11 protein-coding genes are annotated in these 12,978 nt (G+C 73.0%); 6 read left to right on the plus strand and 5 right to left on the minus strand.

Translation table 11 applies throughout. The features are described from left to right. The first annotated feature begins 76 nt into the window (after positions 1-76). From QFZ64_RS34115 to QFZ64_RS34135, 5 genes are all read left to right on the plus strand, one after another. Positions 77-1,036, plus strand: coding sequence for an STM4015 family protein (locus QFZ64_RS34115; RefSeq protein ID WP_307071351.1), 960 nt, complete (start codon positions 77-79; stop codon positions 1,034-1,036). Beyond that, positions 1,033-2,343 carry an STM4014 family protein gene (locus QFZ64_RS34120; RefSeq protein WP_307071352.1) on the plus strand — a complete coding sequence of 437 codons (1,311 nt, stop codon included), beginning with the start codon at positions 1,033-1,035 and terminating at the stop codon, positions 2,341-2,343. Before QFZ64_RS34115 ends, QFZ64_RS34120 begins: the two co-directional genes overlap by 4 nt. A gap of 107 nt (positions 2,344-2,450) precedes the next feature. Next, positions 2,451-3,266 (plus strand): STM4013/SEN3800 family hydrolase, encoded by an 816-nt coding sequence (locus tag QFZ64_RS34125; RefSeq protein WP_307071353.1) that lies wholly within the window; start codon positions 2,451-2,453, stop codon positions 3,264-3,266. Further along, positions 3,263-4,660: an STM4012 family radical SAM protein gene (locus QFZ64_RS34130; protein ID WP_307071354.1), complete on the plus strand. Its 1,398-nt coding sequence runs from the start codon at positions 3,263-3,265 to the stop codon at positions 4,658-4,660. Before QFZ64_RS34125 ends, QFZ64_RS34130 begins: the two co-directional genes overlap by 4 nt. Before the next feature lie 10 nt (positions 4,661-4,670). Next, positions 4,671-5,585 (plus strand): STM4011 family radical SAM protein, encoded by a 915-nt coding sequence (locus QFZ64_RS34135; protein ID WP_307071355.1) that lies wholly within the window; start codon positions 4,671-4,673, stop codon positions 5,583-5,585. A 46-nt stretch (positions 5,586-5,631) separates the two neighbouring features. Here the strand turns inward: QFZ64_RS34135 and QFZ64_RS34140 are convergent, their stop codons facing one another. The 4 genes from QFZ64_RS34140 to htpG all read right to left on the minus strand — a co-directional run bounded on the left by QFZ64_RS34140 (position 5,632) and on the right by htpG (position 11,450). Then, positions 5,632-6,810, minus strand: a complete 1,179-nt coding sequence (locus QFZ64_RS34140; protein ID WP_307071356.1) for a zinc-dependent alcohol dehydrogenase — start codon at positions 6,808-6,810, stop codon at positions 5,632-5,634. Continuing rightward, entirely contained in the window at positions 6,807-7,742 is a 936-nt protein-coding gene (locus QFZ64_RS34145; RefSeq protein WP_307071357.1) for an SRPBCC family protein, read from the minus strand. Before QFZ64_RS34145 ends, QFZ64_RS34140 begins: the two co-directional genes overlap by 4 nt. A gap of 133 nt (positions 7,743-7,875) precedes the next feature. Further along, complete coding sequence (locus QFZ64_RS34150; protein WP_373430712.1) at positions 7,876-8,838, minus strand: Rieske 2Fe-2S domain-containing protein; 963 nt, start codon at positions 8,836-8,838, stop codon at positions 7,876-7,878. Between the two features lie 644 nt (positions 8,839-9,482). Beyond that, complete coding sequence (gene htpG / locus QFZ64_RS34155) at positions 9,483-11,450, minus strand: molecular chaperone HtpG (RefSeq protein ID WP_307071358.1); 1,968 nt, start codon at positions 11,448-11,450, stop codon at positions 9,483-9,485. Positions 11,451-11,952: 502 nt separating this feature from the next. Here htpG and QFZ64_RS34160 point away from each other — a divergent pair. Continuing rightward, positions 11,953-12,360: a pyridoxamine 5'-phosphate oxidase family protein gene (locus tag QFZ64_RS34160; RefSeq protein WP_307071359.1), complete on the plus strand. Its 408-nt coding sequence runs from the start codon at positions 11,953-11,955 to the stop codon at positions 12,358-12,360. A 171-nt stretch (positions 12,361-12,531) separates the two neighbouring features. Here the strand turns inward: QFZ64_RS34160 and QFZ64_RS34165 are convergent, their stop codons facing one another. Continuing rightward, entirely contained in the window at positions 12,532-12,903 is a 372-nt protein-coding gene (locus tag QFZ64_RS34165) for a MerR family transcriptional regulator (protein WP_307071360.1), read from the minus strand. Positions 12,904-12,978 lie beyond the last annotated feature (75 nt).

Below are 12,978 nucleotides of genomic sequence, written 5' to 3' on the forward strand. Positions count from 1 at the left end.
CGGCGGATGTCAGTGGCTCTTGGTAGAACTGCGGCAATCGCGAGAGCGCCATCCCCAACTGCCGAGGAGCACCCAGGTGTACGACGCCGACGAGATCGAGACGCTGTACGGCTTGCCCGCCGCGCAATTCCCGTCCCCCGACGAGCCCCTGGGCGACCTGCCCGCCGCCGACTCCGTCGCATGGTGCGTCAGCAGTCATGTCTACGAGGCCGACGAGGCATGGCCGAGGGCGCTCGCGCGGTTCTGCAGCGCCGTGGACACCACCCGGGTGCGGGCGCTGATCGTGGGCGCGTGGACGGACATGACCGAGGACGACTCGTCCCATGTCATCGAGGCGTTGGTGGCCGAGCGGGACCGCTTCCCGGAGCTGCGCGCGATCTTCCTCGGTGACATCTCGATGGAGCAGGCCGAGATATCGTGGATCAACCAGAGCGACGTGAGTCCGCTGCTCGCAGCCTTCCCGGCGCTGGAGGAATTCGGGGTGCGCGGCGGCATCGGACTGGAGTTCACCGCCCTGCGCCACGAGAACCTGCGCCGGCTGGAGGTGCAGACCGGCGGGCTGCCCGCCACGGTTGTGCGCGGCATCGGCGCCAGTGACCTGCCCGCGCTGGAACACCTCGACCTGTGGCTCGGCGTCGCCAACTACGGCGGCGACAGCGAGATCACGGACCTGGAACCCCTGCTGTCCGGCGCCCGGTTGCCGAAGCTGCGCCATCTCGCCCTGCGCAACAGCGAGATGCAGGACGAGGTGGCCGCGGCCGTCGCCGCCGCCCCCGTCGTGGCCCAGCTGGAGGTGCTGGACATGTCCATGGGCACGCTGACGGACGAGGGCGCCGCCGCGCTCCTCGGCGGACAGCCCCTGACCCACCTCCGCAAGCTGGACCTCTACCACAACTACCTCAGCGAGCCCCTGCGGGAGAGGCTCCGCGAGGCGCTGGAACCGGCGGGCGTGGAGGTCGAGCTGGAGCGTGGCGACGTCTACGAGGACACCAACGACGACGGCACGACGTGGCGCTACGTCGCCGTGGACGAATGAGCGTCCCCGACGCCGTCGGGCCGCGGACACCGCGCGAGGCGCTGTCCGCGGCCCCGGGCGCGGGGACGGGGGCGCACGCGGCCCCGGCCGTGGGTCCGTCGGACCCGTCGCCGGCCGTGCCGCACGCCCCGCGCCTGGCGGTGGTCGGCAACCCCGACAACCGTCGGGTGGCCCTGTTCGCCCAAGCGGTGCGCGCGGCCGGGCTGCCCGGCCCGCGCGTCGTGCCGTGGATCGACGTACTGCGCGAGGGGGGAGCGGACTTCGCCCCCGACGAGACGGTCCGGCTCGACTCGCCGGGCGAGGACCCGGAGATCGACCGCCTGCTGCGGGACGCCGGGGACCCCGCCCGGGTGGAGGGCTCGGCGCGCTGGTACGCGCGGTTCACGGCCGCGGTCGCCACACTGCGCGGCGGCGTCCGTCTGGACGACCCCGACGACCTCGCCGTGCTGTTCGACAAACGCCGCTGCCACGCCGTGCTCGACGCGGCCGGCGTGCCGGTACCCGCCTCGCCCACCTCGGGCCCGGACGGTGCGCCGGTACGCGGCTGGGACGACGTGCGGTCGCTGATGCGCGCACACCGGATGCCGCGGCTGTTCGTGAAGCTCGCGCACGGCTCGTCCGCCTCGGGGGTCCTGGCCGTCGAGACGGCCGGTGCCCGCATCCGGGCCACCACCTCGGTGGAACGCGCCCCGGACGGCCGGCTGTACAACTCGCTCAAGGTGCGCCGCTACGAGAGCGAACAGGAGATCGCCGCGATCGTCGACACCCTCGCCCACGATGGGCTGCACCTGGAACGCTGGCTGCCCAAGGCGTCCCAGCAGGGCCGCGCGGCCGACCTGCGGGTGGTCGTGGTGGCCGGCAGGGCCACCCACGCCGTGGTCCGCACCAGCCGTGCCCCGATGACCAACCTCCACCTCGGCGGCACGCGCGGCGATCTCGACGCGGCGCGTGAGGCCGTCGAGAGGGCGGGAGCACGCTGGGCGGACGTGCTCCAGGTGTGCGAGCGGGCCGCGGCCTGCTTCCCACGCACCCTGTGCGTCGGCGTGGACCTGCTGCCCGCCACCGGCTGGCGCAGGTTCGTCGTCGGCGAGGTCAACGCCTTCGGCGACCTGCTGCCCGGACTCACCGGACTGCCCGGCAGCGGCGCGGAGAGCGCCGACACGTACGCCGCACAGGTCGCGGCCGTCCTGCACGGCCCCGGCGCCACCGGTTCCCACGCCCGTCCCGGTCCGCGTCACAGCCGCTCCGGCCCGGCCGACGCCCCGGACCACGGCTCGCGGCTTCCGCGGCACCCGTCCCACACGTAACGAACAGGACCGCCATGCACCGACCCACCACACCTCGCGCACCCGGGCCGCCCGCAGTGCCCGGCCAGGATGAACCGCCCGGCGCGCCCGGCCTGTCGGCTCCGGACATGAACACCGTCGTGGGTGACCACGACATCCTCCTGGTCACCCTCGACACACTGCGCCACGACGTGGCCGTCGAACTGGCGCGGCAGGGCCGTCTGCCCCACCTCGCCCGTCACCTTCCCGGCGGCCGCTGGGAGGAGCGGCACGCGCCCGGCAGCTTCACCTACGCCTCCCACCAGGCCATCTTCGCGGGCTTCCTGCCCACTCCGGCCGGGCCCGGCCCGCACCCGCGGCTGTTCGCGGCGAGCTTCGCGGGCAGCGAGAGCACCGCGCCCGGCACCTTCGTCTACGACACCCCCGACCTGGTCTCCGGACTCGCCGGGGCGGGTTACCGCACGGTGTGCATCGGCGGCGTGGGCTTCTTCAACGGACAGGGACCGCTCGGCTCCGTGCTTCCCGGCCTCTTCCAGGAGTCGCACTGGGAACCGGAGTTCGGCGTCACCTCGCCCCACTCCTTCGAGAACCAGATCGACCGGGCCGAGCGGGTGATCGCCGAACTCCCCGCCGAACAGCGGCTGTTCCTCTTCGTAAACGTCTCCGCGCTGCACCAGCCCAACTGGTTCCACCTGCCCGGCGCCACCCGCGAGGCCGGTGACACCCGGCAGACACACGCCGCCGCCCTGGAGTACGTCGACCGGCACATCGGCCGCCTGTTCGCGGCCGCCGCCTCCCGCCGCCGCTGCTTCGCCATCGTCTGCTCCGACCACGGCACCGCCTACGGCGACGACGGCTACACCGGTCACCGCCTCGGCCACGAGTGCGTGTGGACCGTGCCCTACGCCCACTTCTTCCTCGAACCCGCCGAGGCCCACCGATGACCACAGCCCCGACCACCGCGACCACACCGGCCGCCGTGACGCCGCTACCGACCCTCACCCCGGCCGCCGACCCGTCCGGCCCGTACCAGCACTACGTCTACGCCTACCCCCACAAGAGCGCCTACCGTCGGCTGCCCGACCGCCCGACGCTGACGTCCCTGTGGGCGGCGGAGGACAAGAGCGCCCTCTCCCTCTACCTGCACATCCCCTTCTGCGAAGTACGCTGCGGCTTCTGCAACCTCTTCACCCGCATCGGCGCCCCCGACGGCCTCACCGGCGCCTACCTCGACGCCCTGGAACGCCAGGCGACCGCCGTGCGCGACGCCCTCGGCGAGGGGCAGGACATCCGCTTCGCCACCGCCGCGTTCGGCGGCGGGACGCCCACCTTCCTGACCGCACCCGAGCTGGAACGGCTGTGCGACATCGCCGAGTCGCGCATGGGCGCCCGGCTGGACGCGATACCCCTCTCCGTCGAGGCGTCACCCGCCACGGCCACCGCCGACCGCCTCGCCGTCCTGGCCGACCGGGGCGCCACCCGGCTCAGCCTCGGCGTGCAGAGCTTCGTCGAGGCCGAGGCCCGCGCCGCCGTACGCCCCCAGCGCCGCGCGGACGTCGAAGCAGCCCTCGGCCGGATCCGCGACGCCCGCATCCCCGTGCTCAACATCGACCTGATCTACGGTATCGACGGCCAGACCGAGGACACCTGGCGCCACTCCCTGGACGCCGCCCTGGCCTGGGAACCCGAGGAGCTCTACCTCTACCCGCTCTACGTCCGCCCCCTCACCGGCCTCGACCGCCACCGCGCCGCCTCCCCGGGCGCCGACCCGGCCTGGGACGCGCAGCGGCTGCGCCTGTACCGCACGGGCCGCGACCACCTGCTCGCCCGCGGCTACACCCAGCAGTCCATGCGGATGTTCCGCCGCGCGGACGCCCCGCCCCAGGGCGCGGACGACTACGCCTGCCAGACCGACGGCATGATCGGCCTCGGCTGCGGCGCCCGCTCGTACACCTCCGCACTGCACTACTCCTTCGACTACGCCGTCGGCATGCACGCCATCCGCGGCATCATCGACGACTACGTCGCCACCGAGGACTTCACCCGTGCCGAGGTCGGCCACCGCATGGACGCCCACGAGGCCCGCCGCCGGCATCTCCTGCAGTCCCTGCTGCAGGCCGAGGGCCTGGCGGAGAGCGACTACCGCGCCCGGTTCGGACAGGCCCCCACCGACGACTTCGGCACGGAACTCGACGTCCTCGACGACCGCGGCTGGCTGTCGGCCGCCGACGGCCGGCTGCGCCTCACCCCCGAGGGGCTGGCCCACTCCGACGCCGTCGGACCGCTGCTGTTCTCCCCGGCCGTGCGCGCCGCCATGGCCGCGTACGAGAGGAAGTGACCGGCCGCCCATGGACCTGACCGTGCTGTACCGGGGGCCGCTCGCCTCCTGCGACTACGACTGCCCCTACTGCCCGTTCGCCAAGCGCCGCGACTCCACCGACCAACTGCGCGCCGACCGCGCCGCCCTGGAACGCTTCGCACACTGGGCCACCGCCCAGCAGGACGACCGCCTCTCCCTGCTGTTCACCCCGTGGGGGGAGGGTCTGGTCCGCTCCTGGTACCGGCGCACCCTCGCGGAGCTGTCGCACCTGCCGCACATCCGCCGCGTCGCCATCCAGACCAACCTGAGCTGCCGCACAGACTGGCTGGCCGACGCCGACCCCGGCACCCTCGCCCTGTGGTGCACTTACCATCCGGGCCAGACCCCGTACGACCGCTTCCTCGGCAAGTGCCGCGAACTGGCCGACCGGGGCGTGCGGTTCAGCGTCGGCGTCGTCGGCCTGCCCGAACACCTCCAGGCAGCCCGCCGGCTCCGCGCCGATCTGCCCGCCCACGTCTACCTGTGGATCAACGCGGCCGAGGACCACACGTACACCGACGCGGAAGCAGACCGGTGGACGGCCCTGGATCCCCTCTTCCCCTACAGCCGCCACCCGCACGCCAGCGCCGGACTGCCCTGCCGCACCGGAGAGTCGGTGATCTCCGTCGACGGCGAGGGCACCGTCCGCCGCTGCCACTTCGTCCCCGCCGAACTCGGCAACCTCTACGACGGCTCCTACCGCGCCGCGCTGCGCCCCCGCCCCTGCCCGCTCGCCGTCTGCGACTGCCACATCGGTTATGTCCACCTGGAGACACTGCCGTTGTACGACGTCTTCGCGGGCGGGGTGCTGGAGCGCGTCCCCGCGGCCGTCCCACCGGGACCGGCCCGGCGGCCGGCACCCACCGGGCTCGCGCTCGCCCGGCCGGCCGCGAGACGTCCCTAGGCGCCCGCCCGGCCGACCGGACCGACCGGACGACGTCCGGAGCGGGTCAGCGGGCGCTCAGGACGATCTTCTCGCAGTTCTCCCGCTTGTTCCTGAACAGCTCGTAGCCCTTCGGCGCCTCGACCAGCGGCATCCGATGGGTGATCACCCTGGTGGGATCGATCTCCCCGCGCTCGATCCGCTCCAGCAGCGGCTTCATGTACCGGTGCACATGGCACTGCCCCGCCCGCAGGGTCAGCGACCGGTTCATCCACGCCCCCACCGGGAACTTGTCGACGAGCCCGCCGTAGACACCCACGACGGACACCACCCCACCGCTGCGGCAGGACGTGATCGCCTGCCGCAGCGCGTGCGGCCGGTCGCTCTCGGCCCGGACCGCCTGCTTGGCCCGGTCGTAGAAATCGACGTGCGGGGAGCCGTGCGTGGCCTCGAGGCCGACCGCGTCGACGCACTTGTCGGGACCGCGCCCGCCGGTCATGTCCAGCAGCGCGGAACGCACGTCCACGGTCTCGAAGTCGATCGTCTCGTAGCCCTGCGCCGCCGCCATGTCCAGCCGGTACGGCTCCTTGTCGATCGCGATCACCTTCGCCGCGCCCAGCATCCGCGCGCTGTCCATGGCGAACTGGCCCACCGCTCCCGCGCCCCACACCGCGACCACGTCGCCGTCCGTGATGTCGCACATCTCGGCCGCCATGTACCCGGTGGGCAGCACGTCGGACAGGAAGAGCAGCTGCTCGTCGTCCAGGTCGGACTCGACCACCAGCGGGTTGACGTCGGCGAAGGGCACCCGCGCGTACTCGGCCTGGCCGCCGGCGAAACCACCCGTGAGGTGGGAGTAGCCGTAGATCCCGGCGGTGGGATGGCCGAACACCTTCTCGGCGAGCCCTGCGTTGGGGTTGCTGTTCTCGCAGCACGAGTACAGCCGCGCCCGGCAGGCCGCGCAGGCGCCGCAGGCGATGGGGAACGGCACCACGACCCGGTCGCCGACCCTGATCTTCGAACGGTCGACCCCGGCTCCCACCTCGACGACCTCGCCCATGAACTCGTGGCCGAGGATGTCGCCCTTCTGCATGCCGGGCACGTAACCGTCGACGAGGTGGAGGTCGGAACCGCAGATCGCGGTCGAGGTGATCCGCACGACGGCGTCCCGGCCGTTCAGGACCGACGGGTCCGGAACGTCCTCCACGGACACCGAGTCGGGCCCCGTCCAGCAGGTGGCCTTCACGACAGCGTCTCCTTCAGTTTCGTCAGTTTTTTCAGTTCCTTCGAGGTCAGGGGGCGGGCCGGGTGCTGGGGGAACTCGCCGCGGGCCCGCTTGCCCGCGGGGGCACCCTCGGACCGGACGACCTCCCCCGTCTCGACGGCCTGTTTGAAGCGCCGGAGGTCGTCGTCGAGCTGCTGCGACGGCTCCTCGCCGAAGTAGCGGGCGACCGCGCGGCCCAGCGCACCGGCGGGCAGCGCGTAGCGCAGGGTCACGTGCACCTCGGTACCGCTTCCGCCCGGGGCGGGGGAGAACCGCACCTCGCCCCGGTTGTCGATGTCGGCGCCGTCCAGCGAACGCCAGGCCAGAACGCTGCCGGGCACGTCCTCCGTCACCTCGGCGTCCCACTCCACCGTCCGGCCGAAGGGGGCGCTCGCCCGCCAGTGACTGGTCGTCGCGCCGGTCCGGCGCACCTCCTCCAGATGCGCCATGAACGTGGGCAGCCCTTCCAGGCGCCGCCAGTAGGCGTAGGCCTCCTCGGGCGGATTACTCACGGTCGTCGTGGCGGTCAGCGTCGTCTCCGACCCCTTGCCGGTCCGGGTCACGGCCGTGTAGACGTCCACGGTGGTCAGCGCGGCGACCGCGGCCGTGGCGAGTGCCGTACGGCCGAGGCCCCGGCCGTCGTGGCGGCGCAGGGTCCGGGTCAGCAGGGCCAGGTCGACGACGTCGCCGCCGACCCTGCCCCACAGCCAGACGGGGTGCGGACGGGCCAGCAGCCCGGCCGCCGCCGTCAGTTCGCGGACGCCGACGGCGACAGTGGCCGTGCGCTGCCGGGGCCCGGCGGCTACGCCGATGCCCCGGGCCACGTCGGCGGGCTTGGCCACCTGCGGAATGCCGAGAGCCGCGCTGGCGAGGCCCAGACCGCGCACGAGGGGGTCGCGGCGGAGCGTCTTCATGGTGTGTTCTCCTCATGTCGGTCCGGACGGGGCCGGGGAAGTGCCGGTGCGGGGCACGGGGACGGCGGTCCGTGCCGTCGTGCGGGGGGCCGGTTCCTGCGCGCGCCCTCCGCGTCGGCGCGGAAAGGGAGTGTCACGAGCGGTCGGCCGGCTCCACCCGGAGTCTGGCCTCGACGCGGCCGTCCACGACCCGGGTGTCGAAGGCGGGCTGGGGCGCGGTGGCGGGGCCCTCCACGTTCCAGCCGTCGCTGAGCCGGAAGAGACTCCCGTGCCACGGGCAGCGCAGGCAGCCGTCCTCCACCGTCCCCTCGGACAGCGGTCCGGCCATGTGGCTGCACCGCTCGGCCAGGACCCGCACGGTGTCGTCCTCCGCGCGCACCGCGACGACGGCGATGTCGTCGATGTCGCGCCGTACGGGCCGGCCCAGTGGCAGCTCGTCGAGGGCGGCCAGCGGATGCCAGCCCGGCCGGACCAGGTGGGGAACGTGCTCGGCGTGGTTGGCGCCGGAGGCCTGGCGGTAGGCCAGGTGCCCGCCCAGCGCGCCGCCCACCCCCACCGCGGTCAGCCCGGCCAGTCCGAGCATCCGGCCCCGTGCCTCGCGCCCCCGCAGCCGCGCGGTGAGCGAGCTGGCGTACAGGCCGATCCCGGTGATGTTGGCGACGGCGTGCACCAGGCCCACGCGCATCTGCTCGCGGTGCAGCTCGGCCCAGTCGACCCAGCCCGCGACGGCCGCCGGCAGGGCGGCGCCCAGCCCGGTGGCGATCAGGGTGCGGGCGGCCCGCCGCTGGCCGGGGAACAGGTCGAGCACGGCGGCCGACAGCCAGCTCCCCACCGGGATCTGCACGAGCAGGGGGTGCACGGGATGGCCCAGCCACCGCCCGTGCAGGGCGTCACGGGCCTGGCCCAGGGGCAGCGCCCGGACCGCCTGTTGCACCTGTGCGAGCAGTTTGTCCGCCCCGGAGTACCGTTCGATCCGGTCCGTGGCCGCCAGAATCCGGCCGGGCCCCTTGGCATCGGGCGCTGTCCGGCTCTTCGTCCTGGCGTCTGCCCGGATCATCTTCGCGCCTGCCCGGCGCGGGAATGCGCTGTTGGTCATGGGAGGCGAGTAGCCGGAAAAGGGCGGAGCAACCCGGCTCAACCCGTCGGCCCGCGACACGGCCCGTCCGGCCGTCCCTCCGGAGCCGTGTCCCCCCCGGCGGACCGCCGTCCCCGGACGGGCGGCGGGCTGCCGCCGGCCGCGACCGGTATGTGCATCTCTGGCCGCATGCTGCCGGGCGCGACAGGTACATCCACTGGGCGCACCGGCGTGGGTCGGCGGCCGCGAACGCGGTGCCGGCGGGGAGTGGCGTAAAGCATCCTGGCGAGGACGGCGGAGGACGGTGCGGGCCGCCCCCGGCGGCCGACAGGGTACCGCCCCGCCGGGCGAGGCTCCACCGGTGGCGGACCGGGTCGACCTGGCAGACGGCGAAGGCGGAGAGCGGCGCGCCCAGGACGTGGACGTGCACGGCAGCGTCGAGCAGCGGGCCGGTGGGCGGAGCGCGATCTCGTCGACAGCGGCCGTCGACGCCGCCCGAGCAACGCGCACACCGTCGACGAGCGCTCGGGCCGGGGGAGGGAGCCGGTGAAGGAACCGGTGGTGGGTTCGATGAGGGAGGGCGGAACGGGACGGCAGAGCGCCGGCCCCGCTGTGCCCGGCGCGTCGGCGCCGGGCACAGGCCCGGGAACAGGAACAGGAACGAGTCAGAGCGTGGCCGCGAGGCGGTCGGCCACCGTCCTGACGAACCGTCCGGGCTCCTCCGGCCGGCCGCCCTCGGCGAGCACGGCGAGGGTGTGCAGGAGTTCGGCGGTCTCCACCAGGCCGCTGCGGTCCTCACGCTCCCCGTACGCCCGGTTCAGCGCGCTCACCAGTGGGTGCCCGGCGTTGAGTTCGAGGATGCGCTTCGCCTTCGGCACCTCCTGGCCCATCGCCCGGTACATGTTCTCCATGGCGGGGGACAGGTCGTCGGTGTCGGAGACGACGCACGCCGGGGAGGTGGTGAGCCGGGCGGACAGCCGCACGTCTTTGACCTCGTCGTCGAGCTGCTCCTTCATCCAGCCGAGCAGGGCCGCGTACTCCTCCCCCTGCTTCTCGCGCTCCTCCTCGTCCTTCTCGTCCGCGACGGGGTCGAGGCCGACCTCGCCCTTGGCGACCGAGCGCAGCTTCTTGCCCTCGAACTCGCCGACGGTGTCGACCCACACCTCGTCGACGGGGTCGGTGAGCAGCAGCACCTCGATGTCCCGGGCGCGCAGGGCCTCCATGTGCGGGGAGCTCTCGATGCTCTGCCGCGACTCGCCGGTCATGTAGTAGATGGCGTCCTGGCCGTCCTTCATCCGCTCCACGTATTCGTGGAGGGTGGTCGGCTCCTCGCCGTGCGTGGTGGCGACAGTGGTGACGGCGAGGACGGCGTCGCGGCTGTCGGGGTCGGTGACGAGCCCTTCCTTGACCGCCGTCCCGAACTCCCGCCAGAACGTGGCGAACCGCTCCGGCTCGCGGTTCTTCATCTCCTTCAGCGAGGACAGCACCTTCTTGGTGAGCCGCCGCTGGATCATGCGGATGTGCCGGTCCTGCTGAAGGATCTCCCGGGACACGTTGAGCGACAGGTCCTGCGCGTCCACGACGCCCTTGACGAACCGCAGGAAGGACGGCAGCAGCGCCTCGCAGTCGTCCATGATCAGGACGCGCTTCACATAGAGCTGCAGGCCGTGCCGGTAGCCGCGCGTGAACAGGTCGTGCGGGGCGTGCTCCGGGAGGAACAGCAGGGCCTGGTACTCGAACGTGCCCTCCGCCTGGAACCGGATGGTCTCCAGCGGGGGACGCCAGTCGTGGCCGATGTGCTTGTACAGCTCGTGGTACTCGTCGTCGGACACCTCGTCACGCGGACGCGCCCACAGGGCCTTCATGGAGTTCAGCGTCTCGGGCGCGGCACCGGCGTCGCCGTCCTCGCCCGCCCCGTCTCCGTTCCCGCCCGGCCTCTCCCCGGCCATTCGGATGGGCCAGGTGATGAAGTCGGAGTACCGCTTGACGATCTCGCGGATCGTGTACGGGGAGGTGTAGTCGTGGAGCTGGTCGTCCGGGTCGGCCGGCTTGAGGTGGAGGGTGACGGCGGTGCCCTGCGGGGCCTCGTCGACCTTCTCCAGGCTGTACGTGCCCTCGCCGCGCGAACTCCAGCGCGTGCCCTGGGACTCGCCGGCCCGGCGGGTCACCACGGTCATCTCGTCGGCCACCATGAAGCCCGAGTAGAAGCCGATGCCGAACTGACCGATGAGCCCCTCGGTGTCGGCGTCACCGCCGTCGGCCCCCGTCCCGGCTTCGTTCTCCGTCCCCGCCTTCTCCCTGGTCTCCCGCAACTCCCGCAGGAACTCGGCCGTCCCCGAGTTGGCGATGGTGCCGATGAGCCGTCCGACCTCGTCGTACGACATCCCGATGCCGTTGTCCCGCACGGTGAGGGTGCGGGCCTCCGGGTCGGTCTCGATCTCGATGTGCAGATCGCTGGTGTCGGCGCCGAGGGAGTCGTCCCGCAGGGCCTCCAGACGCAGCTTGTCCAGTGCGTCGGAGGCGTTCGAGACGAGTTCGCGCAGGAAGACGTCCTTGTTCGAGTAGACCGAGTGGATCATCAGTTGGAGCAACTGACGGGCCTCTACCTGGAACTCAAACGTTTCGGCCGGCATGGCTGTCGTTCACCTCACAGGTCTGTTCGCCGGTACTGATCCTGGTCACTTTAAGGGACGCGGCGGCCCCCGCACCGCCACGTCCGGCCGGTCCGCCCCAGGGGCAGGAAACAGGGTCGGGAAATCTCACCGAGCCGGTGGGTGAGGCATGCGGCGCGGGGGCACATGTATCCGGTGCCGTGCGGGGGCCGGTGGCCCGCCCCGGCCTTCCGGCGGGCGGCGCCGGACGGAACGGTACCCACCGTGTCCCGGCCCTGGCGATCAGGGCCGAGCCGGGGTCCGGGGCCGCAGTTCCTGTCCAAGGAGCAGTACAGCCGGGCGTTCACCGTGCACGGCACGATCACGCTGCTGCCGTTCGCCACGCACGCCTTCGCCGGCTCGGCAGTCTCGCCGACGCGATCATGCCCTTACGGGTCGGCTCGGCCGACATGACCTTCCGTACGATGTGCCGGTACGGCCCGTCATTCCGCGCCCCGCCGTGCCCTTCGTACGAGGAGACCACGTGCCTGCCGAGATCCCGTCCGCGACCGACGACACGTTCTGGCGGGAGCGCCACCTCTGTTTCCTCGTCACCCTGCGCCCCGACGGGACACCGCACCAGGTCCCGGTCGGTGTGACCTACGACCCCGGGACACGGATCGCGCGGGTCATCAGCAGCGGCCGCAGCCGCAAGGTCCGTAACGTCCTGGCCGCCGGGCCGGGTGCGCGGGTGGCCCTCAGCCAGGTCGACGGCCGCCGCTGGTGCACGCTGGAAGGGGTGGCGGTCGTCCGCGAGGACGCGGCGTCGGTCGCCGAGGCCGTACGCCGCTACGCCGAGCGCTACCGGCCCCCGCGGCCGAATGTCGAGCGGGTGGTCATCGAGGTGGCCGTCGACCGGGTCATGGGCACCGCGAAGCCGTCCGGCTGGTAGGGCGGGGCCGCCGCTCGGCGGTGTCGCCGGCGATGTCCCGCGCTCGGGCGGCCTCGCGCGGCTCGGTGGTCCAGGCCGTATGCGGTGGTCGCCCGCCGTGCGCCGGCGACGCCCCGTGGTGTCGGGACATCCCCGTACCGCCCCGCGGCGGTCAGCGCAGCGGGCAGCCGGTCAGTGCTGCGGGCAGCGCCGGCCCGTCCGCCGGCTCTCGGTGGCGAGGGCGATGACCGCGTCCAGTTCGCCCCTGGTGCTCACGAGGTCGTCGATCTGCCCGTCGAGCCGCCGCCGTTCGGCCGAGAGCCGCTCCAGCAGCTCGGGTGTGGCCTCACCGTTCGCCGCCCGCGGCAGCAGCTCCCTGATCGTCCGGCTCGACAGGCCCGCCGCGTACAGCCGCTGGATCAGCCGGACCCGGTCGACCGCGCCCTCCGGGTACCGGCGCCGGCCGCCGGGACCGCGCTCTGCGACGAGCAGCCCCTGCTCCTCGTAGTACCGCAGGGCCCGCACGCTGACGGCCGTGAGGGCGGCGAGTTCGCCGATGCGCATCGATTCCTCCGGGACCGGACGGACGCCGTCGCTTGCTCCTGACGTCGACGTGAGCTTTTAGCGTAGCTCTCGCCG

This window comes from Streptomyces sp. B3I8, from assembly GCF_030816915.1.
Classification (GTDB): Bacteria; Actinomycetota; Actinomycetes; order Streptomycetales; family Streptomycetaceae; genus Streptomyces.

Excerpts from the sequence above, each read along its gene's own strand:
- QFZ64_RS34120 (WP_307071352.1), top strand. The coding sequence starts at position 1,033 with ATGAGCGTCCCCGACGCCGTCGGGCCGCGGACACCGCGCGAGGCGCTG.
- QFZ64_RS34125 (WP_307071353.1), top strand. The coding sequence starts at position 2,451 with ATGAACACCGTCGTGGGTGACCACGACATCCTCCTGGTCACCCTCGAC.
- QFZ64_RS34130 (WP_307071354.1), top strand. The coding sequence starts at position 3,263 with ATGACCACAGCCCCGACCACCGCGACCACACCGGCCGCCGTGACGCCG.
- QFZ64_RS34135 (WP_307071355.1), top strand. The coding sequence starts at position 4,671 with ATGGACCTGACCGTGCTGTACCGGGGGCCGCTCGCCTCCTGCGACTAC.
- QFZ64_RS34145 (WP_307071357.1), bottom strand. The coding sequence starts at position 7,742 with ATGAAGACGCTCCGCCGCGACCCCCTCGTGCGCGGTCTGGGCCTCGCC.
- QFZ64_RS34150 (WP_373430712.1), bottom strand. The coding sequence starts at position 8,838 with ATGACCAACAGCGCATTCCCGCGCCGGGCAGGCGCGAAGATGATCCGG.
- htpG (WP_307071358.1), bottom strand. The coding sequence starts at position 11,450 with ATGCCGGCCGAAACGTTTGAGTTCCAGGTAGAGGCCCGTCAGTTGCTC.
- QFZ64_RS34165 (WP_307071360.1), bottom strand. The coding sequence starts at position 12,903 with ATGCGCATCGGCGAACTCGCCGCCCTCACGGCCGTCAGCGTGCGGGCC.